This window comes from Mesorhizobium sp. M7A.F.Ce.TU.012.03.2.1 (genome assembly GCF_004006095.1).
Classification (GTDB): domain Bacteria; phylum Pseudomonadota; class Alphaproteobacteria; order Rhizobiales; family Rhizobiaceae; genus Mesorhizobium.
This window is the reverse complement of sequence record NZ_CP034779.1, coordinates 982,355-1,005,202: the sequence shown is the minus strand read 5'-3', so window position 1 is coordinate 1,005,202 and position 22,848 is coordinate 982,355. Positions and strand designations below refer to the sequence as shown.

The window sequence follows — 22,848 nt, the reverse complement described above, 5'->3', positions numbered from 1 at the left end:
CTCAATGTTCTCCCGTCTCTTTGTTCGCCTGGCGGATGTTCCAGACCATGATCGGGATGACGGCAATCATGATGATGATGGCGATGGTGGCGCCGCGGCCGAAATCGCCGCCGCCGCGGAACATCCAGTCGAACATCAGATTGGCCAGCACCTGGCTGTTCCACTGGCCGTTGGTCATGGTCAGCACGATGTCGAACACTTTGAGCACCAGAATGGTGATCGTGGTCCAGACCACGGCGATGGTGCCCCAGATCTGCGGCACCATGATCTTCCAGAAGATCTGGAACGGATTGGCGCCGTCGATGACGGCGGCTTCCAGCGTTTCTTCGGGAATGCCGCGCAGGGCGGAAGACAGGATGACCATGGCAAAGCCGGTCTGAATCCAGATCAGGATGATCATCAGGAAGAAATTGTTCCAAAACGGCAGCGATATCCAGACCTGCGGTTGGCCGCCGAAATGCTGGATGATGGCGTTGAGGATGCCGATCTGGGTCTGGCCCTCGCCCCGATACTCGTAGATGAATTTCCAGATCACGCTGGCGCCGACGAAGGAGATCGCCAGCGGCAGGAAGATCAGGCTCTTGGCGATCGTGCCCCACCAGATCTTGTCGGTGAGCACGGCGATGATCAGCCCTAGGAACGTGCAGGCGGCGGGCACGACCGCCAGCCAGATGATGTTGTTGAGGATCGAGTTGCGGAACTCGCGATCGCCGAACGCCCATTCATAGTTCGCCAGGCCGACGAAATTGATGCCGCCGCGATCGAGGAACGACAGCCGCAGCGTCTCGACCACCGGGTAGATCAGGTAGATGGTGAGGATAATCATCGCCGGACCGACGAACAGCCATGGCCTGACCAGCCCTTGCCGGCGCAGATTGTCGATGGCCGCGGCACCGGCGACGCCGCGTGACGGGAATATCAGGTCGACCAGTTTGTTGGCGCCCCAGAAATAGGCGACGCAACCGCCGACGCCGACGATGATGACTGTTATGGCCGAGAAAATCTGAGCCGCCATGGGTCCCTCTCCCCCTGCGCATGACCCGACAAGGAATGACCTTGGTGACGGGGACCAGGCGCCGATTCAGTTGTTTGGAGCGCGTCATCGGCGGCTTGCGCACATTGCCGATCGCGCTTCATGTCAATGCGCTCATGACGAAAGGCTGCGGCACGGGCCGCCGTCGGATCCGGGCCAGTACGGTCCGGATCCAGTGCGAGAATGGTTGGTCGTCTACGTGCCAGCCGTCTACTTGATGGCGTCCCAGCTCTTCTGGATGTCGGTGGCGACGTCCTGCGCCGACTTGCCGCCGACCAGGTCGATCATGCCGGTCCAGAAGGCGCCGGCGCCGATCTTGCCCGGCATCAGGTCGGAACCGTCGAAGCGGAAAGTCGAGGCATTGGCGAGGATTTCGCCCTGCTTCTTCAGCGCGTCGCTGGCATAGGCATCCTTGTTGACCGACTTGAGCGGCGTCACGAAGCCGCCTTCGGCCATCCAGATCTCGTGGGCGAGCGGCATCTTCAGGAATTCGATGAACGCGCGCGCACTCTTGCTGTCCTTGGTGATCATCGCCAGCGTACCGGCGCCGAGCACGGGCGTGCCCAGTTCAGGCTTGGAGGCATAGGGGGGGAAGTAGAAGAAGTCCGCGTCCTGGCCGACCTTGGTGCCTTCCGGGAAGAAGGTCGGAATGAACGATGCCTGGTGGTGCAGGTAGCATTTCGGCGGCACCGAAAAGAGGCCCTTCGGGCTGTCGCGGAAGTCGGTCGCCGCAACCGCCTTGGCGCCGCCGTCGACCATCTTGTCGTCGGTCGCGATCTTGCCGAAAATGTCGATGGCGTTGACCACCGCCGGATCGTTGAACGGGATCTCGTTCTTCACCCATTTGTCGTAGACCTCCGGAGGCTGGGTGCGCAGCATCAGGTCTTCGACCCAGTCAGTCGCCGGCCAGCCGGTGGCGCCGCCGGAGCCGAGGCCGATGCACCACGGCTTGCCGCCATCGGCGATGATCTTCTTTTCGAGATCGGCGAGTTCTTCCTGCGTCTTCGGCACCTTGTAGCCGGCTTCCTCGAAATTGTCCGGCGAGTACCAGACCAGCGACTTCACGTCGGCCTTGTAAGGGAAGGCGAAGAAGCCCGGCTTGCCGTCCTTGTCCTTGAAGGTGCCGAGATCGACCCATGACTGGCCGGCACCGTAATTGTCCTTGACCCATTTGGCGGTGTCGTCACCGAGCGGCGTCAAAAGGCCCTTCGACGCCAGGTCCTGAATGAGGCCCGGCTGCGGCAGCACGGCGATGTTCGGCGGGCTGCCGGCCTGCGTATCGATGACGATCTGCTGCTCGTAATTCTCCGAGGAGGAGTATTTGATCTCGACGCCGGTGGCTTCCGAGAAATAGTCGAGAACGCCGCGCACCAGGCCTTCGTCCTCGCCGCGCCACGGTCCGAAGATCGACAGCGTCTCACCCTTGAGGTCGACTTTCTTGAGCTCTTCGTAGTTCGCCCAGTTGAAGCGCTTGTCTTCGCCGGGCTTGAACTTCAGTTCGGCCTGCGCGGGCGCGTTCAGGGCGAACGTGGCAAACGCAGCACCCAGCAAAAGCATTTTCTTCATCGGTATTCCTCCCAGTGGGTCTCACACACCGGACGGAACCTCCATTCCGCCCGCCGACGCCGCAGGGCTGTGACTCAGTCGGAAAGGAACCGCAACCTTTCGAAGAGTCTTCCAAAGCGCTTTGGCTTTTTCGATCACGCCATTGAATTGCTGGGAAGTCAAGAGGCCGGCGGATTAATCGATTTAGGTTCGCGCATTTGCGCCCCCGAAAGTGCGCTGCAACATACTATTATGGCGATGCAGCAGCAGTTTTTGTTTCAAACACGCCCGAACCGCGTCTATGTTAGGCTTGGTATGGCTCGGCCCCGCTGGCACTTGGGTCGATTCAATTTAAAAGCGCTTTGAGGGAATGGAGACCTTTCGTGAACCTCAAGCAGCTCGCCCATATGCTGGCACTTTCGCAAACCACGGTAAGCCGTGCGCTGAACGGCTATCCCGAGGTCAACGAGGAGACGCGCAGGCGTGTCATGGATGCCGCCAAGCGCCATGGCTATCGTCCCAATCCGAGCGCGCGCCGGCTGGCGACCGGCAAGACCGGCATGATCGGCTATGTCCTGCCGACCGGTGCGTCGGTCGACATCGATCCGCATTTCGTCGAGTTCCTGTCCGGCCTTGGTGACTATGCCCGCTCGCACGAGCTTGACCTTGTGCTGTCGCCGGCCGACGCCGACGACCAGGAGACGACCTACCGGCGCATCGTCGCCAACCGGCAGGTCGACGCTGTTTATATCTCCTCTCCAAGGCCCGTTGACCGACGCGTGGCGCTGGTCAACACGCTCGGCATTCCCTTCATCGTCCATGGCCGCAGTGAGGGCTTCGACTTCGACTATGCTTTTACCGACATCGACAATGAGGGCGCCTTCCACGAGGCGGCCAGGCTGCTGATCCAGCTCGGTCATCGGCGGCTGGCGCTGATCAACGGTGACGACCGCGAGACCTTCGCCATCCATCGCGAACGCGGCGTGCGCCGGGCGCTCGCCGCGAGCGGACTGTCATTGAGCGAACGCCATGTCTGCTCGGTCGATATGACCGAGGAGAACGGCTATCGCGCCACCAGGCGTTTGCTGGAAGAGGACGACGCGCCGACGGCGATCGCCTGCTCCAGCCTGATCATGGCGCTGGGCGTCGTGCGCGCGGTGCGCGACCTCGGCCTGAGCATTCCCGGCGATGTCTCGCTGATCGCCCATGACGACGTCTTCCCCTGGCTGAGGCCGGAGAATTTCTCGGTGCCGCTGTCGACGACGCGTTCATCGATCCGTCTCGCCGGCGCCCGTGTCGCCGAGCGGCTGGCGGCGCGGATTTCAGGACTGGAGGAGGGGGCGCGAGGCGAGGTCTGGCCGGTCGACCTGGTGGTCCGGGGATCGGTGGCAGGGGCGCCTGGCTGAGGTCCGAACTTAATCACCTGTAGCGATCGAGCTCGACCCAAAGCCTACGTCCGTCTTCCACGACGCTAGTGGCCGCTACGCGCCTCAAGCCAGCCGTTGAAGTGGGCCACGTGACCGACCTGAAGCAGACATCCGGCCGCGCTGTCCCCCGGCATTTGCCCCGACGAGCCTAATGCAGCTTGAATAAGTCGAAGCTAATATGCTATTCTACATGATGCGCGGACTGCTGGCACTTACTATGCTGGTATTGGCGGCTACAAGAGTAGTCGCAGGTGAGCCGTTGTTCGACTCCATCACCGCCGGCGACAAGAATGCCGTGGAGCAAGCCTTGGCGGGCGGTGCCGACGTCGACAGCCGGGCACGCGACCAGGCAACGCTCCTCATCGCTGCTGCTCTCGACGATCAGCTTCCCATTGCGGAATTCCTGCTGAGCAAGGGCGCCGACGTCATGGCGCGCAATTCCGGTGGGTTTACCCCCCTCCACGCGGCTGCCTTTTCTGGAAGTCTCCCAGTCGCCAAGCTGTTGCTCGAACAGGGGGCGGTGCTCGAAGACTCGGCTAACAAGTCTGGGGTCACACCCTTGGTGATAGCGGGTGAGGAAAACCATGTAGAACTCGCAGAATTCCTCATTGCGCAAGGTGCGGATGTGAACCATGCCGAGGGTCATGGCTACATGCCGATTACCCGCGCGTTCTGGAAAGGCAATACCGACATCATAAAACTATTCAAACGGCATGGCGCGACGTGCCAGGCGAACGTCCTTGGCGAAGCGAACGCTGCGAAGTGCGAAGCTATCCACGATTGAACGGAGAACGCAGATGAACAGATCGACTAGACTGGTTTCCAATTCGGCGTCGGCAGTCATATGTGCGCTCACCTTGATGGCCGGTGCAGGCTCTGCCTTGGCCGACTCGGTGAATACCGGCTACTTCGGCGGAGTGGCGATCATGGGCTACGACACGGTCGCTTATTTCACCGATGGCAAGGCCGTGAAGGGTTCCGAAGACTTTTCCTATGAGTGGCTTGGCACGCCGTGGCATTTCGCCAGCAAGGAACACAAGGAAATGTTCATGAGCGAACCTGCCAAATACGCTCCTCAATACGGTGGTTACTGCGCGGGCGAGGTCGCACTCCACGAATCCGTCACCGTCAATGTCGATCCGGAAGCATTCAAGATCATCGATGGCAAGCTCTACTTGATCTACGACGAAGGGAACGCGGCCGCCTTTGCGGACAATGCCGATGATCTTGTTCCGAAGGGCGATGCAAAATGGCCGATCGTCGAAGCAAAGTTGGCAGTCGATGTGCCGGATTGGAACTTGATCAATAACCCCTGAGTCTTGCGAGCTCAATTCACTGTCACGAAGTGAAACACCATACCTGTATTGACATACGAATACCCGTTGCCGGCAGCGTCCCTGCGTCTGTAGACGGGACCACAGATGGGCCGCCCAAACATATTTTCGCTATGCTCACATAAGAGGTCGCGATCGACGTAGACCCTCTCGGTGAGCATTCGTGTCATCGTTCGGAAGACTGCCGTGCCGTCCTGTTCTATCTGCATAATGGCTGGAAGCCCGTCCGGTTCGAGGTTGCCTTTCAAGGTCTTGCCAACAACAAAAGATGCGATTTCCGCACCGTTCAACCGGTCCTGTTCGTCGGCGGTGAAGCCGAACGGCCATTCGGGAAGTCCTGCCAGACGGAGGGCGTCGATGAGCGGTGCCAAATCTTCAGCGTTGCGAAGATGGGCATAGTGATTCCGAAACGCGTCCAACGACCGCAGTCGAGCCAAGGATTCGGTCTTCGTCACCAGCCGGAGGCCGTCCGCAATCGCCGCTTTGGCGTCCTCTGTGCGGCCGGCGCGGGCATAGGCCGCTGCGAGCAGAATCCTCAGGCTGCCCGCCTCTGGAGCATCGTCGCGAGCGCGCTCGAGAGTCTCAATGGCTTTCCTGATGTCCCCGAGCAAAAGCAAGACAACCCCGACAACCTCCCGGTCTATCGGAGCCAGATTGGGATCAAGTTTCAATGCCGTCTCGACCGCCAATGCCGCTTTGTTATGGTTGCCGGCGAACAGCTGGATATAACCAACGGCAATTTCCGTCGCAGCGTCTCCGGAGCCTAATGCGACAGCACGCTCCGCCGAGGTGATCGCATCTTCATAGCGGCGATCCATGACCTGCATAATCCCGAGAACGGCGTAGGGCGATGAAAAATCCGAATCGAGCTCCAAAGCACGGCTTGCCTTCTCATATGCTCTCTTTCGCGCAAGCGCGCTCTGAATGATATCATCGGAGGCAGTCCGCCAAAGATAGACACTCAGCCGTGCGTCGGCGGCAAAGGCCTCGGCGAAGGTGGGGTCGAGCTTCTGCGCCTTCTCATACAGCGCAAGCGCCTCGCGCAATCCGTCGCCTCGACCGGTGCGCGCCTCCCGCTCCGCACGGAGGTAGGTATCATAGGCTTCGAGATTTGCAGTCGGCGGGCGTGCCATTCGCTCTCTCTCGGCTGCCGAAGCTTGGACGCCAAGCGCCTTGGCGATTTCCCGGCTCATCTCGTCCTGGACCGCAAACACGTCCGCGATGCCGCGATTGAACCGATTAGCCCATAGATTGTCGCCAGTGGCGATATCGATGAGCTGCGCGTTGAGGCGGATTTGATCGCCGGTCCGCCTCACGCTGCCGTCAACGACAAATTGCACGCCAAGGTCACGCCCAATATCTGCCAAAACGGGGGAGGTTCCTTTGTAGGCGAAGACGGAGTTACGGGCGATCACATCGAGCCCGGAAAGCTTCGCAAGATCGGTGATCAAATCTTCAGTGATGCCGTCGGCAAAATAGTCCTGGCCAGGATCGCCGCTCAGGTTCGTAAACGGCAGTACTGCAATGGAGGGCTTTTCGAGCGCGGAGAGTTTTTGCCATTGCCATGCAAAAATGCCTGCAAGCAAGACGACGAGCAGCGCTGCTACTCCTGCCAAAATCATGATGGGGGAACCTGGCCGGCTTGGCGCCGCTAAGATCTTCCCCGCGTCTCCGGGATCGAGCAGAACCCGATAGGCGCGAACCGAATCGGCGATATTTTTGAGGCGCTGCCCTCCGAGATCCGCAAAGCCGACATCCACTTTGTGCACCGCGTGATCGAACGCCGTCCCGGAGATGCAAACACCGCCTGGCTCGGCCATCGCTTCCAAGCGCGCCGCGATATTCACGCCATCTCCATAGATGTCGTCGCCCTCTACGATGACGTCGCCGAGATTGACGCCGATGCGAAACCGGAGCTGCCGGGCTTCGGGGATACCCTTGTTGCGGTCGACCATCCGGCGCTGGATCACAGCAGCACACTGGACGGCATCGACGACGCTGGCGAACTCGACGAGCGCGCCGTCGCCCATTAGCTTGATTATGCGGCCGTGGTGTTTCTTGATCTCGGGGTCGATCAGTTCGCGACGGCAGCTCTTCAGTCCCTCAAGCGTTCCTACCTCGTCCTCGCCCATGAGGCGGCTGTAACCAACCACGTCGGCAGCAAGTATTGCTGTAAGCCGTCGCTCCATACGTGCCCTGCGCCTTCCCTGGTCGGTCCAAGCGGCTTTGGCTCCAGCCTATTCTAGTCCTGCTTCGGACGCGAGTGTGCGCGACCGTGTTACGGCACAGCTAGAGGGGCGGTGTTACTCGGAATGGCAACGCGCCGGACCTTCCACCCACGAATCTGAACGGAATGCTCTCTCGACAAGATGTCCGCTTAGGTCATCAGCGCCGGCTTGGTTTGAGTGTCCGCTTTGGAGACGCCGAAATGCTCTGGGAATGACCGGAATGGGTCAGATCGCGTCGATGCTCCCCAAGTTCTGAAAGTCCGCTTCCACCCCTTTAACAGTTGAAAGCCGACCGTCAGTTTCCGGCCTCATCCCGGTCATTCGACAACGGTGGCGGATGACTGTTTCTGGTTAATGTAGTTGCTGCTCGGTGCCAGCCTCGGGCTTCCGCTGCCCACCCATCTCAGCCATTGACGGCAGTCACTTGATAGAGTTTTGACCCAAACCCACTTTGACTGACCTTATTCCCTCGCCGCCGCCCTGATGTCCAGCAGACCGTAGCCGAAATCATCGTCGCGTCCCTTGGGGCCGAGATCCCTGGCCGTCGCCGCGAGCGCCTTCTCGATGTCGTCGGCCGAGCGATCGGGCGCGGCATGGATGAGATTGGCGATGGCGCCGCTCACGATCGCCGCCGCAAACGAGGTGCCGGTGACCACGTCCGAACCGCCGCCGCTCGGCGCCACCATCTCGACGCCGGGCGCCGAGATGAAGACATAGGCGCCGCGATTGGCCTGCGGCATCAGCCCGTCCTTGGCATCAGTGGCGGTGACTGCGATGACACCATCGAAAGCCGCCGGATAGCCATAGGGCGCCTTCGGCCCGTTGTTGCCGGCTGCGGCGACCAGCACCATGCCGAGTGCGCGGGCATTGCGGCAGGCGACGCCGAGCAAATCGTTCTTCGGCCCGACGAAGCTCATATTGATGATGCGCACGTCCTGTTCCGCCGCCCAGTCGAGCGCCGACAGGATGACGTCCATGGTCGACTTGCCGCCCTCGAAGGCGCGGGCGTGATAGATCTTTGCGCCCGGCGCCATGCCTTCCAGCACGCCGACGCCGGCGATCAGCCCGTCGATCGACGTGCCGTGATCGCGCTTTTCGATCGGCACGTCGGGCATGGCGTCGAACTGCCCGGCAATGACGCCCGACAGCGCCGGGTTGGTGTCGTCGATGCCAGTGTCGATCACCGCGATGCGGACGTTTTCGCCGCTCGCCTGCTTGGCATCGAGCGCGATACGATCGAACGCATAGTTGACGATGCCGGCGGCCTGCTGCAGCGAATAGACATGGTTGGGCTCGCGCCGCTGGGTGCGGCCGTCGGCGGCCAGTTGCGCCAGCACGACGCCGACGGGCCGGCCGTCGGGAATGCCGAAGCGCACCAGCGTGGTGCCAAGCAGAAGCGACTGGCGCTGCGAGCGCACCTGCAGGCCGAAGGAGGCGGCGATCTGCTGGACAGCGCCGGCATCGCCGTCGACGGTCACCAGCACCTCGTCGGGCACGAAATCGCCAACCACCGCGCGCGGCGGCTGAACGGCAATAAGATCGGTCGGCGAGACGATCGGGCCACCGGGCGGGGGGCCGGCTTGAGTATCGGCCGGCGGCGTTGCGGGCGCCGGCCGGGGCGTCGGTACCGGTGTTGGAGACGCCGCCGGGTTGGGAAACAGGTCGACGATCAGCGCCGGCAGGAAGACCGCGCCGGATTGGCCTGCGTCCGATCCGCTCTTTGTGTCATTGCCATCCTTGGCGCAATCGGCGCCCGCCGCGTTGGTCCCGTTGCGGCAGTCGATTTTCGTCTGGTCTGGATTGGGGTCGTTGGTCTGCGCCGACGCGGGCACGACGATTGCCATCGCCGTCGCAAGCACTGCCGCAAATCGAATGACCGCCTCAGCCGCCATCAACGGGTTTCCTTCCCTCGATCACAGTTTCCGTGAAAGCCTGGGCGGCAACAAGGCCGATTTGCTTGTTGTAGTCGGCAGCTGTCGCGGCCGGAATGCCAAGCCGGAACACGCCGTCGGCGGTCGGTCCGCCGATGATCTTCAGCCCGTTGCTGCCGAGGAAGGCGGAAATGTCCGACATCTTGGCATCCGGCTTGAACTTGACCAGGGCGAACGGCATTTTCGCCGGATCGTCTTGCGCGCCGGCAATCTCGAAATCATTGCCCTTGCCGCCGGGTTCGACAAACGACTGCACCATGACCAGAGCCAGCAGAACCGCGGCTGCCGCCCAGGCGACACCGACCGGCACCGCCATGAAGCGGCCCCAGGCCTGCGCCAGCCAGGACGATCCTGCCGGCTTGCGCGCAGGCCCGGCCTCGGCGTCGAGTGCCTTGGCAAAGCGGCTGAGCGCATCGGCCGGCGGCCGGATTGCTTCGTTGGCGGCCGTGGCGCCGGAGAATTCGGCTTCAGCCTCGCCAAGGGCGGCAAGTGCGGCCGGATCGCTGGCCAGCCACTCCTCGACCGCTTCCAGGTCGGAACCTTCCAGCGAGCCGTTCAGGTAGAATGGCAGCAGCGTTTCCATTTCGTCGCGGCGCGACATCTTTTCAGCGGCGCTCATGGCCACCCCCTGTCGTAACCGGCGGCCTTGAGGGCCTCGCCGAGTTTCTTGCGGGCGTAGAACATCCGGGTCTTGACGGTGGCGACCGGAATGTCGAGCACCTCGCCGATCTCGCTCACCGACTGTCCGTGATAATAGGCAAGATCGATGACCACGCGATGCTCTTCGGGCAAGGTGTCGACGAAGCGCCGCAGGGCGGCGGCCTTGTCTTCCTTCATGGTGACGACTTCCGGCGTGTCCGCGCCATCGGGCACCGCGGCGGCGGCCTCGTCGTCGATCCAGTCTTCCTTCTTCTTGCGCAGAAAGGACAGCGCCTTGAAACGGGCGATGCCGAGCAGCCATGTCGAGACTTCGGAACGCCCTTCGAAGCCGGGCGCCTGGCGCCATAGCTCGAGGAAGACTTCGTTGGCGATATCGTCGGCCATCATTTCCGATCCCGTCTGGCGCGCCACGAAGCGGTAGACCCGCGCGTGGTGACGCATGAACAGGAGCCGCACGGCGGCACGGTCGCCCTTCGCGACCCGGTCGACGAGAGCGCGATCGGTCTCCGTCGCTGCCGTCATGGCCGGTCGAGCCGCCTGGCTCCTGTCTGCTCTGTCGCTGATCGGTCCAAAAAGGTTCATCCTCCGCCAAGGAATTTTGCGGAGGCTAACCGAAGTAAGGAAGTGTTGCCAGAGGCAGGGTCTTCCCTTCCCCCACAAGGGGGGAAGGGAAGAGTTCTGCGCGCCCGCTCACTCCAAGAAAGATTTAGCCTTCATCGTCTCCGGTATTGCCACACCCAGCCGGCTCAGCACTGTCGGCGCCAGCTGCAGCTGGTCGAGCAGCGTGTCGGCCTGCGGACCCTTACCTTGTCCAAAATAGTACAGCGCGAAATCCTGCATCTCGTCGTCATGGCCGCCATGATGGCCACGATCGGTCTGGCCGTGATCGGCGGTGACGATCACCTCATAGCCGGCTTCGATCCAGCGCGGCAGGAAGGCGGCCAGCATCCCGTCCATCGCATAGACGGCATGGTCCATCTCGTGGCAGTCGTGGCCGAAGCGGTGTCCCATCGAGTCCAGCGTGCAGGTGTGCAGGATGCCGTAGTCGATGCCATGGCGTTTCGTCAGCATCGTCAGCGTCGCGAACAGGTCGACATCGCTCGGCGTCATCTGGTTGCGAAGATTGTACCCGGTCATGGTGTGGAAGCGGCCATGCGTGATCGGCCCGCCTGGCTCGTCGAATTCCATGTCCTCGACCAGGTCGAACGGATAGCCGCGGAAGAATTCCGACCAGTAGGAATGGGTCACCGCCCCCGTCTTGCCGCCTGCCTTGCTGACTTCGGAGAAGATATCGGGCTGCTCGACGCGGAACCGGTTCTCGTTGGAGAGAATCCCGTGCACCTGCGGTGAGACCCCGGTGTGGATCGACGCATAGCAGCAGGCCGAGGTCGACGGCAGCACCGAGCGTATCTTCCAGACGCGCGCCTCGCCCGATTGCACCCAGCCTTCGAGATTGCCCATCAGCCGGCGCCAGTTCCGGTAAGGCACGCCGTCGAGGATGATCAGCAGAAGCTTGGACTTGAGCGCCACGGGCTGCTCCATGCGGTTGGCGGTTGAAACGGGAACGCCGTGTGCCGTCTTGGGCACACGGCGTTCTTGCTAGATGAAATCGGACGATCAGAGTCCGCTCAAGCGTTGAGCCAGCACTCGGCAAGCGCGTAGCCGTCCATCATTTCGCCGATAGGGCTCTTGGCATAGCCGCCGATCTTGCTGGTGGCGGCCGCGTCGATGAACTGGTTGAAGAAGGGCACGATCAGCCCGCCTTCGTCACGCATCATCACTGCCATGTCGTGGTAGATCGCCTGGCGCTTGGCCTGGTCGAGCTCGCCGCGCGCGGTAAACAGCATCTTGTCGAATTCCGGCCGCTTGAAGCGCGTGTCGTTCCAGTCGGCGGTCGAGACATAGCCGGTGGAATACATCTGGTCCTGCGTCGCGCGTCCGCCCCAGTAGGAGAGCGAGAAAGGCTGCTTGTTCCAGACCTCCGACCAGTAGCCGTCGCCGGGCTCGCGCTTGATCTCGATCTTGATGCCGGCTTTGGCGCAGGACTGCTGATAGAGCTGTGCGGCATCGACGGCGCCCGGGAAGGCGACGTCCGAGGTGCGCAGCACGATCGAGCCGCTGTGGCCCGATTTCTTATAGGCTGCCGCCGCCTTGTCCGGATCGAACTTGCGCTGCTCGATGTCGGCGGAAAACAGCGGATAGGCCTCGTTGATCGGGAAGTCGTTACCCACCGAGCCATAGCCGCGCAGGATCTTTTCCAGCATCTCGTCGCGGTCCATGGCAAGCTTCAGCGCCATCCGCAGATCGTTGCTGTCGAAGGGGGCGGTGTCGCAGAACATGTTGAACGGATAGTAGCCCTTGCCCGAGACGTTCTCGATGGAGACGCCCGCGATGCGCTTGACCAGATCGACGACCTTCGGCTCGACGCGGTTGATCATGTGCACCTGGCCGCCCTGCAGGGCGGCAAGCCGTGCGGTCGCGTCATTGATGACGATGATCTCGACCTGGTCGGCATGGCCGGCCTTGTCGCCCAGCCAGTAATTGGCGAAGCGCTCGCCGCCATGGCGCACGCCGGGCTGGTTGACGCTAACCTTATAGGGACCGGCGCTGATGCCGGCGTTCGGATCGTCCTTGCCGCCATTCGGCTGGATGGTGAGATGGTAGTCGGCCATCAGATAGGGGAAGTCGGCATCGGCGTCGCCGAGCGTGACGATGACCTCCTTGCCGCTCGCCTTGATCCCCTTGATGTTCTTGAGGATGCCGAGTGCTCCGGACTTGGACTTCTCGTCCGCATGGCGCTCAATGGTGGCAGCAACATCCTCCGCGCCGACCGTCTTGCCATTGTGGAACTCGATGCCGTCGCGGATCTTGATTGTCCATGTCTTGGCGTCGGCCGAGGCGCCAATCTCCTCGGCAATCAGGTTGACCAGCTTGTTGTCCGGGGTGAGGCGCACGAGATACTCGCCCCAAAGCTTGCCGAAGCTGAAGGTAACCTGGCTGAGGTTCAGCGCCGGATCGAGGCTGTTGGTGGATTCACCGCCCTGCAGACCGGCCTTGATGATACCGCCCTTCACCGCCGTCTGGGCAAATGCCTTGCCGGCCAGCGCCGGCATCAGGGCCGCCGATACGCCGAGCGCGGCGGCGCGCCCAAGAAAGGCGCGGCGCGATATCCGGCCTTGACCGGCGAGTTCGGCGAGATAATCGAGTTCAGTCTTCATGTCCTACCCCTGTTTTAAAAGTCGTGCGAGCAGCGCTCGTCCCGAAGGACGTTTGGCGCTCTTGTGTTGCATCCGGATGACGGTCGCCGGCGCCCCATGTGGCGGCTTGGTCTGGTGCAATTCCCAGGGGAAGCGCCATGCGCTTCTTCTGGGAGAACCGGTTCCAGTTTCCCCGAATTGCTTTAGTTGCCCGCGCTGGTCATGCGCCGTCCCTTGATTGCCTTTTCCAGCCAGCCGATTTCCATCTCTGGAACCGAGGAGAGCAGCAGGTCGGTGTAGGCGTCGAAGGGCGGGCTTAGCACCTGGCTCTTGGGGCCGTAGCGCACCACCTCGCCGCGATACATAACCGCGATCGAATCGGCGATCGACTTCACCGTGGCGAGGTCGTGCGTGATGAAGAGGTAGGCGACGTTCTCCTCCTTCTGCAAATCGAGCAGCAGCTTGAGGATGCCGTTGGCGACCAGCGGATCGAGCGCAGAGGTCACCTCGTCGCAGATGATCAGCTTCGGCTTGGCGGCAAGCGATCGGGCAATGCAGACACGCTGTTTCTGGCCGCCGGAAAGTTCGGCCGGATAGCGGTCGGAAAAGCCCTTGCCCATCTCGATCTTGTCGAGCAGTTCGGCGACGCGCCTGTCGCGCTCGCGGCCGCGTATGCCGAAATAGAATTCGAGCGGCCGGCCGATGATGGTGCCGACGGTCTGGCGCGGGTTCATCGCCACGTCGGCCATCTGGTAGATCATCTGCAACTGGCGCAAATCTTCCTTCGGCCGGTCGGCCAGCCGATTTGCCAGCGGACGCCCGTCGAAGGTGACGGTGCCCTGTTCGGGCGGCAGCAGGCCAGTGATGGCGCGTGCCAGCGTCGATTTGCCGGAGCCTGACTCGCCGACGACGGCCAGCGTCTGACCCGGATAGATGTCGACCGAGACGTTCTTCAGCACCTTGATGTCGCTGCGGCCATAGGCGGCGGTGACGTTCTTCACCGACAGGAATGGCGACGTGCCGGGTTTCTGCTCCTGATGCTCGATCTCATGCACCGAGACCAGCGCATTGGTGTATTCCTGGCGCGGCTCCTTGATGATCTGCCTTGTGCCGCCCCATTCGACCAGCCTTCCATGGCGCAGCACCATGATCTCGTCTGAGACCTGGGCGACGACGGCAAGGTCGTGGGTGATGTAGAGCGCAGCGACATGGGTGTCGCGGATGGCATCCTTGATCGCCGCCAGCACGTCGATCTGCGTCGTCACGTCGAGCGCCGTTGTCGGCTCGTCGAAGACGATCAGGTCCGGCTCGGAGCACAGCGCCATCGCCGTCATCACGCGCTGCAACTGGCCACCCGAAACCTGGTGCGGAAAGCGCTCGCCGATGGTTTCAGGGTTCGGCAGGCTGAGCTTCTTGAACAGCGCAACCGCGCGCTTCTCGGCCTCGGCCCGCGTTGCCGTACCGTGCAGCAGCGTGGCTTCCACCACCTGGTCCATCAGCCGGTGCGCCGGGTTGAAGGCGGCTGCCGCCGATTGCGCGACATAGCAGACCTCGCGGCCGCGTAATTTGCGGAAGCCGTCCTTGCCGCCCTTGAGGATGTCGCGACCGTTCAGGATCACCTCGCCGCCGGTGATGCGCACGCCGCCGCGGCCATAGCCCATCGACGACAGGCCGATGGTCGACTTGCCGGCGCCGGACTCGCCGATCAGGCCGAGCACCTTGCCTTTTTCAAGCGTCAGCGAGACATCGTGCACCAACACGATGTTCTTTGGCGGCTCGCCGGGCGGGAAGACGGTGGCTTCGATGCGCAGGTTGCGGATGTCGAGCAGCAGGCCTGATTTCGCTTTGGTGTCGGCCATCACCCGCGTCCTCCCTTGAGGCTGGTCGTCCGGTTGAGCACCCAGTCGGCAACCAGGTTGACGGAAATCGCCAACAGGGCGATCGCCGCCGCCGGGATAAGCGCGGCCGCGATGCCGAAGACGATGCCATCCTTGTTTTCCTTGACCATGCCGCCCCAGTCGGCGTCCGGTGGCTGCACGCCAAGGCCGAGGAACGACAGCGTCGACAGGAACAGCACGGCATAGATGAAGCGTAGGCCGAGTTCCGAAACCAGCGGCGACAATGCGTTGGGAAGGATCTCGCGGAAGATGATCCAGCCGCTGCCCTCACCACGCAGTTTCGCCGCCTCGACATAGTCCATGACGTTGATGTCGACGGCGACCGCGCGCGACAGGCGATAGACGCGGGTCGAATCCAGAATGCCCATCACCAGGATCAGCGTCACCAGATTGGTCGGCAGCACTGACAGCACGACGAGACCCATGATCAGCGTCGGGATCGACATCAAGAGATCGACGAGGCGCGACAGCAGCGTGTCGAACCAGCCGCCGAAGACGGCCGCCGAGAAGCCGAGGATGGCGCCGAGCGAGAATGACAGTGCGGTGGCCAGCACCGCGATGAACAAAGTGATGCGGGCGCCGTAGATCATGCGAGACAGAAGATCGCGGCCGAGATTGTCGGTGCCCAGCAAATGGGCAGCCGACATCGGTTCCCAGACGTCGCCGACGATTTCGCCATTGCCGTGCGGCGCGATCCAGGGGGCGAAGATCGCCGCCAGCACGAACAATGCCGTCAGCACGATCCCGATCAGCGCGGGGAGGGGGATGCGTTTGATATCGAGCATATCCGCCCCCTATTTCGGATGTCTGAGACGCGGATTGGCGACGATCGCCGCTATGTCCGCAATGATATTCAGGCTGATATAAACGGCGGCGAAGATCAGGCCGACCGCCTGCACCACCGGCACGTCGCGTTTGGTGACGTGGTCGACCAGATACTGCCCCATGCCCGGATAGACGAAAATCACCTCGACCACGACGACGCCGACGATCAGGTAGGCGAGGTTGAGCATGACGACGTTGATGATCGGCGCGATGGCATTGGGGAAGGCGTGCTTGCGGATGACGTTGAAGGCCGACAGGCCCTTCAGTTCCGCCGTCTCGACATAGGCCGACTGCATGACATTGAGGATCGCCGCGCGTGTCATGCGCATCATGTGGGCGAGCACGACCAGCGTCAGCGCGGCCGCCGGCAGAGCGATCGCCTGCATGCGCTCGCCAAAAGGCATGCCGTCATAGACGGTCGAGATGCCAGGGAAGATTTGCCATTTCACGGCGAAGAAATAGACCAGCACATAGCCGATGAAGAACTCGGGAAAGGAGGTCGAGGCCAGCGCCAGCCCGGAGATCAGCTTGTCGACCCAGCCATTGCGGTAGCGCACCGCGATCAGGCCGAGAATGATCGCCAGCGGCACGGCGACGATCGCCGCCCAGAAGGCGAGAAACAGCGTGTTCCACAGCCGTCCCTTGATCGACGTGGCGATATCCTGGCCGCTCGACATGGCGGTACCCAGGTCACCTGTCACCACCCCGCCGAGCCAGCGGAAATACCTGATATAGGCCGGATCGTTGAGGCCGAGCTGCTCGCGCAGATTGGCGAGCGACTCCGGTGTCGCCGATTGCCCAAGAATGGCTTGCGCGACATCGCCGGGCAGGATCTGCGTGCCGGCGAAAATCAGGACCGAAACGGCCAACAAGAGGAGAATGCCCAGCGCGATGCGCTGGGCAATCAGTTTCAGGATGGGTGAAGACATATCCGCAAAGCCGGCTCAGGCCTGCAGCCAGCACTTCGCCAAGGCGTAACCGTTCATCAGCTCCTGATGTGGATCGTCGACCCAGCCGTCGACCTTGGCGCCTGTTGCGTCGATGAACTGGTTGAACATCGGCAGGATCAGGCCGCCTTCGTCGCGGACCATGACAGCCATGTCGTGGTACATCGCCTTGCGCTTGGTCTCGTCAAGTTCGGCCCGGGCCGCCAGCACCATCTTGTCGAAATCCGGGCGCTTGAAACGCGTGTCGTTCCAGTCCGCCGTCGACAGATAGGCGGTCGAGTACATCTGGTCCTGCGTCGAGCGGCCGCCCCAGTAGGAGGCGCAGAAGGGCTGCTTGTTCCAGACTTCCGACCAGTAGCCGTCGCCCGGTTCGCGTTTGATCTCCAATTTGATGCCGGCCTTGGCCGCGCTCTGCTGATAGAGTTGCGCGGCATCCACGGCGCCGGGGAAGGCGACGTCGGAAGTCCGTAGCAGCACGGCCCCGTCATGGCCCGACTTCTTGAAGTGGAACTTGGCCTTGTCGGGATCGTATTTCCGTTGCTCGATATCGCTGAACAGCGGGTAGGAAGCGTTGATCGGGAAGTCGTTGCCGATCGAACCGTAGCCACGCAGGATCTTGTCGAGCATTTCTTCGCGGTCGATGGCCAGCTTGAGCGCCATGCGCAGATCGTTGTTGTCGAAGGGTGCGGTGTTGCAATGCGCGATGAAGACATAGTGGCCGGGACCCGCGTGGTTGCGGATGGTGACGCCCGGCAGGCGCTTGATCAGATCGACGATCTTTGGCTCGACGCGGTTGATCATATTGACCTGGCCGCCCTGCAGGGCGGCCGTGCGCGCCGTCGCATCGTTGATGACGATGATCTCGATCTGGTCGGCGTGGCCCATCTTGTCGCCCTGCCAGTAATTGGCGAAACGCTCGCCGCCATGGCGCACGCCGGGCTCATTGGTCGTGACCTTGTAAGGACCGGCCGAGATGCCTGCGTCGGCCTTGTCCTTGCCGCCATTCGGTTGGACGATCAGGTGGTAGTCGCTGAGCAAATAGGGCAGATCGGCATTGGCTTCCTTCAGGGTCAGCACGACTTCCTTGCCGCTGGCCTTGATGGTCTCGATGCCCTTCATGTAGCCGAGCGCGCCGGATTTCGACTTCTCGTCGGAATGGCGCTCAAGTGTGGCGGCCACATCCTCGGCGGTCACCGTCTTGCCGTTGTGGAATTCGACGCCGTCGCGGATCTTCAGCGTCCACACCTTGGCGTCGTCCGACGAGCCGATCTCCTCGGCGATGCGGTTCTCGAGCTTGCCTTCCGGCGAAAGCTCGACGATCAATTCGCCCCACATCTTGCCGAAGGCGAACGGCACCTGAGTCATGAACAGTGCCGGATCAAGGCTGTTGGTGGACTCGCCGCCGACAAGTCCGGCTTTCAGTGTACCGCCCTTGACCGGACCTGCCGCGCGTGCAGCGCTTGAAAGCAGCGAGTTGGCGAAGGGCGCGGAGATACCGAGCGCCGCCGCCCGGCCGAGAAAATCACGACGGCTCAGTTTGCCCGACGCGACACGCCGGCTAAGAAATTCCAGTTCGTTCGACATTTTGAGTTCCTCACTCTGTTGGTTCGACTCTGCGGTCGTTTTTCTTATTTCTTGTGAGGAGAATAATGACCGCAAGGGAAAGCGGTAAGCAAGACCGAATGCGACATGCCGTGGCGTAAATCGTACGTCGCAATTGGACCAATGAACTCGGTGCTCAAAGAAGCGCGCGCGGCACCTTCTCCTCGAAATTGCGCTCGAAGACGAGCGTTTCGTCCTCATAGGCCTCGATTCTGGCGCTGACGATGAAGTTTTGCGCGTCCGACCGCATTTCGGCTGTCGTTTCGGTGCGTACCGACCATCCGTTTCGCGACAGGGTCTGCGTCCAGTGCGTCTTCCCCGAGGCCGACAGCGGATCATCGGGGTGGATCGTCCAAGTCTCGCGGGCGATGCTGCCATTGGCCAGGCCATGAGCGAGATCGCGCACCTCGCCGAAATCATCAACGATGGAAAGCGTCACGATTCCCGTCTTTTCGTCACGATCGATATGGCGCTCGGAATTGCTGGCGCGGATCGTCTCCGTTGCCCAGGGAGTGGCACCTTCCGGCTCGGCGAACGCCGCTTCGTCGTCTGTCGCCAGCGGCCGCAGCGGCAAGCGGAGCGTCGCCGCCGACAAGGTCAGACGGACCGGCTCCGGCGACGGCCAGATGGCAGGCCAATAGGCGTTCGAAACGGCAACGCGCAGGTGGTGGCCGGCAGGCACGCGGTAGGCGCATTGATCGAGCACTACGCGCGCAGACACGGTTTCACCCGGCACCAGCGCCTCCGGAAATTCGTGCGAATTGCGGTGGGTCAGATTGAGTACGCCATAGGAGATCAACTCCGAGGCGCCGTCGGGATGCACATCGCAAAGCCGGACCGCGATGTTGGCCTGCGGACGATCAGAGGATAGCTGCAGCTCGACCTCCGGGGCGCCGACGATGTCGATCGGCTCGCTGAGTTCCGGCTGGTCGAAACACGCCGACAGGGCATCGTCGGGGCGCTGATCGCCAGGCAGTTCGGGGCCGAAGGTGAAAGGAAAATACTCGCCGCCGGCCAGGCCGCAGCTTTGCGGCGAGGCCACGATGGCGGGTTTTTCCGTTGCGGGGATCAGATCGACCGTCTGCGTCTTGATGTTGGACGATGGCCATTCCTGCTCCGCCACCCAGCGGCCAGGCCGCTCGGGGTGCCAGCGCGCTGGGCGCACGCTGTCCATGACATAGGCGCGGTAGGCCGGGTCGGACTCGACACCGGTGTCGACACCCTTCAGCCAGCGGTCCCACCAGCGCAGAGCCTCCTGCAGGAAGCCGATGGCGGGTTTTGGTCCTGCGTAGTGCGGGTATTTGTGGATCCATGGCCCGATAATGCCCTTGACCGGGGCTTCGATGTTGCTGGCCAGATGCGAGACCGTGTTGCGGTAGCCGTCATGCCAGCCGCCGATCGACAGCACCGCGGCTTTGACGGCGGAGAAATCCTCGCAGATCGAGCCGCGCTTCCAGTAGGCATCACGGTGCTGGTGTTTCAGCCACAGCGGCGCCAGGAAGGATTGGTTCTCCAGCCGGGTCAGCCACAGATCGCGCCATCTGTTGTCGCCGGCCAGCAGCGGGTCCGGTGGCCGCGACGAGTAGGACAGCATGGTCGAGGCCCAGCCGAAGTTCTCGATCAGCAGGCAGCCGCCCTTGTAGTGGATGTCGTCGGCATAGCGGTCGACGGTCGAGCATAGGCTGATCACGGCTTTCAGCGCCGGCGGCTGCTTGGCCGCCACCTGCAGGCAGTTGAAGCCGCCCCAGGAAATGCCCATCATGCCGACATTGCCGTTGCACCAGGGCTGGCTTGCCGCCCAGGCGATGACGTCGCAGGCGTCCTGCAATTCCTGCTCGGAATACTCGTCGTCCATCAGCCCTTCGGAATCGCCATTGCCGCGCATGTCGACGCGGATCGAGGCATAGCCGTGGCCGGCGAAATAGGGATGCGTCAGCTGATCGCGAAAGATGGTGCCGTCGCGCTTGCGGTAGGGCAGGTGTTCGAGGATCGCCGGCACCGGATCGTCGCCCGCATCCTCCGGCATCCACACCCGCGCCGAGAGCCGGCAGCCGTCCGGCATGACGATCCCCATGTCCGGGAATTCGACGACCTTGCGGGAAAATTCGGTGACTGTTTTCATGGCATGCTCCAGGATCGTCAGATGATGGAGCCGGTGGGGTCGCGTCGTGGGCCAGCCAACGAATTCGGCTGGTCAATCCGCGTCAATTCAGCGGAATGTCGTTATCGTCCTTATTCGCCTGATAGACGCCGGACAACTCATCGTAGCGCGCCGAAATCGCGCCGATACGTGTTTCCAGCCGTTGCCGTTCGGCCTCGGGCAAAGCTCGCACCAGCCGGCGAATGGAAAAGCTCTTCCAGTAGGCGTTTTCGGCGTTGTAACCGCCGGGATCGAGGGTGAAGACCTCTTTCAGGATTTTCAGATCGTGCGGGATGGCAAAGCTGTCGCGCGAATCCTCGTGGCTGAACAGATAGTAGAAATTGTCGAAGCCGGTCCAGGTGATAGCCGACAGGCAGAGCGAGCAGGGTTCGTGCGTGGCGATGAAGATGGCGTCTTTCGTATCGACGCGTTCAGCCCTGGGCATTTCGTAGAAGCGCTTCAGGCAGTGCACCTCGCCGTGCCAGAGCGGGTTTTCCATCTCGTTGTTGGTTTCGGCCAGCACCAGCGACCGGTCGTCCTTGCGCAGGATCGCGGCGCCGAACAGCTTGTTGCCATGGGTGACGCCGTCGGCCGTCTTCGGCACGATGTCGTGCTCGATAACGTCGAGCAGGCGGTCGATCAGCGAAATATCCGTCATCAGGGGGTCTCCTGCCGCATGTCGCCCAAAGTGCCCCCGGGTTTGGGGTAACGACACGCACAAAAAATTAAGGGAGATGGATCTCGTAGGCGTGCGAGAAATGGAACTCTTCGAGGTTGGAGCCGTCGCCGCCACGGTCGACGATCAGGAAATCCTGAGGCTCGCCGAGCGGCGTCAGCACGCCATGCCAGAGATTGCGCCGGTAATTGATGCCTTGGCTGGGTGCGGTGATGAAGGCATGCGGCTCATCAGGCCCTTGCTTGCCGTCATGGCAGACGACGACCAGGAATGGACGCGGCGACAGCGGGATGAAGGCCTGGCTGCCGAAGGGGTGGCGCTCGACCATGCTCAGCTTCAGCGGCAGTTCGTAAGGCGTGCCGCGCACCATCGAGATTAGCACGCGGGCATTCGGTCCGATCGCCTCGGCGGTCGCCAGATCGTGATAGCGTTCCGCGCGGCCGCCATTGATCGGGTAGTGGTTGTCGCCGCCCATATCGATGACGTCGCCGAACGGAGCAAAGCTCTCGCGGGTCAGTGGCCGCGTAATGATCCGCGTCACGGCGTCCGCCCAGGGACACCGGCGCCGCCGAGCTTGGCGTGCCGGTTGACGTCCTTGTAGAGCAGATAGCGGAATTTGCCCGGGCCGCCGGCATAGCAGGCCTGCGGGCAGAAGGCGCGCAGCCACATATAGTCGCCGGCCTCGACCTCGACCCAGTCCTGGTTGAGGCGATAGACCGCCTTGCCTTCCAGCACATAGAGCCCGTGCTCCATGACATGGGTCTCGGCGAAGGGAATGACCGCACCCGGTTCAAGCGTGACGATGGTCATGTGCATGTCGTGGCGCAAATCGGCTGGATCGACGAAACGCGTCGTCGCCCAGCGGCCCTCGGTGCCGGGCATCGGCGTCGGCGCGATCTCCTGTTCGTTGGCGAAGAAGGCCTCCGGCACATCGAGACCGTCGACCGCCTCGTAAGCCTTGCGAATCCAGTGGAAGCGAACATCGGCTTTGCCTTCGTTGCGAACCTTCCAGCCGCTGGCCGGCGGCAGGAAGGCAAAGCCGCCGGGCCTTAAACTATGCTTTTTGCCCTGAAGCAGAACCGTCAGCTCGCCTTCGACCACGAACAGCGCACCTTCGGCACCGGCATCGGGTTCCGGCCGGTCGCTGCCGCCGCCTGGCGCAACCTCGACTATGTATTGCGAGAACGTCTCGGCAAAACCCGACAGCGGTCGCGACAATATCCAGACGCGGGTCTCGTCCCAGAACGGCAAGGCACTGGTGACGATATCCTGCATCACACCCCGAGGAATGACGGCATAGGCCTGGGTGAAGACGGCGCGACCGGTCAGAAGCTCGCTCTGGCCGGGGAGGCCGCCATGTGGCGCGTAATAGGTTCGCTCGGGCATCCTGATCGTATCCATGGGT

At 62.3% G+C, this 22,848-nt stretch carries 19 protein-coding genes; 3 read left to right on the top strand and 16 right to left on the bottom strand.

The genetic code is table 11. The annotated features are described in order from the left end of the window. Position 1: 1 nt before the first annotated feature. Complete coding sequence (locus EJ079_RS04760) at positions 2–1,015, bottom strand: sugar ABC transporter permease (protein WP_127808232.1); 1,014 nt, start codon at positions 1,013–1,015, stop codon at positions 2–4. A 228-nt stretch (positions 1,016–1,243) separates the two neighbouring features. Beyond that, positions 1,244–2,599: an ABC transporter substrate-binding protein gene (locus EJ079_RS04755; RefSeq protein ID WP_127267791.1), complete on the bottom strand. Its 1,356-nt coding sequence runs from the start codon at positions 2,597–2,599 to the stop codon at positions 1,244–1,246. Positions 2,600–2,961: 362 nt separating this feature from the next. On the opposite strand from EJ079_RS04755, the gene EJ079_RS04750 reads away from it, so the two are divergent. From EJ079_RS04750 to EJ079_RS04740, 3 genes are all read left to right on the top strand, one after another. Continuing rightward, positions 2,962–3,984: a substrate-binding domain-containing protein gene (locus EJ079_RS04750; RefSeq protein WP_127808231.1), complete on the top strand. Its 1,023-nt coding sequence runs from the start codon at positions 2,962–2,964 to the stop codon at positions 3,982–3,984. 214 nt (positions 3,985–4,198) lie between these two features. Next, positions 4,199–4,789: an ankyrin repeat domain-containing protein gene (locus EJ079_RS04745; RefSeq protein ID WP_127320823.1), complete on the top strand. Its 591-nt coding sequence runs from the start codon at positions 4,199–4,201 to the stop codon at positions 4,787–4,789. Between the two features lie 13 nt (positions 4,790–4,802). After that, a complete protein-coding gene (locus tag EJ079_RS04740) occupies positions 4,803–5,321 on the top strand; it encodes a YHS domain-containing (seleno)protein (RefSeq protein ID WP_127320817.1) in 519 nt (172 codons plus the stop codon). An 11-nt stretch (positions 5,322–5,332) separates the two neighbouring features. Here the strand turns inward: EJ079_RS04740 and EJ079_RS04735 are convergent, their stop codons facing one another. From EJ079_RS04735 to EJ079_RS04670, 14 genes are all read right to left on the bottom strand, one after another. Next, complete coding sequence (locus tag EJ079_RS04735) at positions 5,333–7,528, bottom strand: adenylate/guanylate cyclase domain-containing protein (RefSeq protein WP_127808230.1); 2,196 nt, start codon at positions 7,526–7,528, stop codon at positions 5,333–5,335. Positions 7,529–8,028: 500 nt separating this feature from the next. Further along, entirely contained in the window at positions 8,029–9,459 is a 1,431-nt protein-coding gene (locus EJ079_RS04730) for a S8 family serine peptidase (protein ID WP_127808229.1), read from the bottom strand. Beyond that, positions 9,449–10,117, bottom strand: a complete 669-nt coding sequence (locus EJ079_RS04725) for an anti-sigma factor (protein ID WP_127808228.1) — start codon at positions 10,115–10,117, stop codon at positions 9,449–9,451. The genes EJ079_RS04730 and EJ079_RS04725 overlap by 11 nt, the downstream gene beginning before the upstream one ends. Further along, on the bottom strand, positions 10,114–10,680 hold the full coding sequence (locus EJ079_RS04720; RefSeq protein ID WP_127268161.1) for a sigma-70 family RNA polymerase sigma factor: 567 nt from the start codon (positions 10,678–10,680) through the stop codon (positions 10,114–10,116). Before EJ079_RS04720 ends, EJ079_RS04725 begins: the two co-directional genes overlap by 4 nt. Before the next feature lie 168 nt (positions 10,681–10,848). Next, on the bottom strand, positions 10,849–11,700 hold the full coding sequence (locus EJ079_RS04715; protein WP_164873920.1) for an alkaline phosphatase family protein: 852 nt from the start codon (positions 11,698–11,700) through the stop codon (positions 10,849–10,851). A gap of 86 nt (positions 11,701–11,786) precedes the next feature. After that, on the bottom strand, positions 11,787–13,376 hold the full coding sequence (locus EJ079_RS04710; RefSeq protein WP_127268159.1) for an ABC transporter substrate-binding protein: 1,590 nt from the start codon (positions 13,374–13,376) through the stop codon (positions 11,787–11,789). Positions 13,377–13,558: 182 nt separating this feature from the next. Further along, positions 13,559–15,214, bottom strand: coding sequence for an ABC transporter ATP-binding protein (locus EJ079_RS04705; RefSeq protein WP_127808227.1), 1,656 nt, complete (start codon positions 15,212–15,214; stop codon positions 13,559–13,561). Continuing rightward, positions 15,214–16,038 (bottom strand): ABC transporter permease, encoded by an 825-nt coding sequence (locus tag EJ079_RS04700; protein WP_127268157.1) that lies wholly within the window; start codon positions 16,036–16,038, stop codon positions 15,214–15,216. Before EJ079_RS04700 ends, EJ079_RS04705 begins: the two co-directional genes overlap by 1 nt. A gap of 9 nt (positions 16,039–16,047) precedes the next feature. Further along, a complete protein-coding gene (locus tag EJ079_RS04695; protein WP_127397242.1) occupies positions 16,048–17,007 on the bottom strand; it encodes an ABC transporter permease in 960 nt (319 codons plus the stop codon). Positions 17,008–17,022: 15 nt separating this feature from the next. After that, positions 17,023–18,609 carry an ABC transporter substrate-binding protein gene (locus tag EJ079_RS04690; RefSeq protein ID WP_127397243.1) on the bottom strand — a complete coding sequence of 529 codons (1,587 nt, stop codon included), beginning with the start codon at positions 18,607–18,609 and terminating at the stop codon, positions 17,023–17,025. A gap of 154 nt (positions 18,610–18,763) precedes the next feature. Then, entirely contained in the window at positions 18,764–20,749 is a 1,986-nt protein-coding gene (locus tag EJ079_RS04685; protein WP_127808226.1) for a CocE/NonD family hydrolase, read from the bottom strand. 82 nt (positions 20,750–20,831) lie between these two features. Continuing rightward, entirely contained in the window at positions 20,832–21,425 is a 594-nt protein-coding gene (locus tag EJ079_RS04680; RefSeq protein ID WP_127328578.1) for a nucleoside deaminase, read from the bottom strand. A gap of 67 nt (positions 21,426–21,492) precedes the next feature. Then, the gene (locus tag EJ079_RS04675; protein WP_127808225.1) at positions 21,493–21,984 is read right to left on the bottom strand and encodes an ureidoglycolate lyase; all 492 of its coding nucleotides are present in this window, start codon (positions 21,982–21,984) and stop codon (positions 21,493–21,495) included. Continuing rightward, a complete protein-coding gene (locus tag EJ079_RS04670; RefSeq protein ID WP_127808224.1) occupies positions 21,981–22,844 on the bottom strand; it encodes a bifunctional allantoicase/(S)-ureidoglycine aminohydrolase in 864 nt (287 codons plus the stop codon). Before EJ079_RS04670 ends, EJ079_RS04675 begins: the two co-directional genes overlap by 4 nt. Positions 22,845–22,848: the final 4 nt, after the last annotated feature.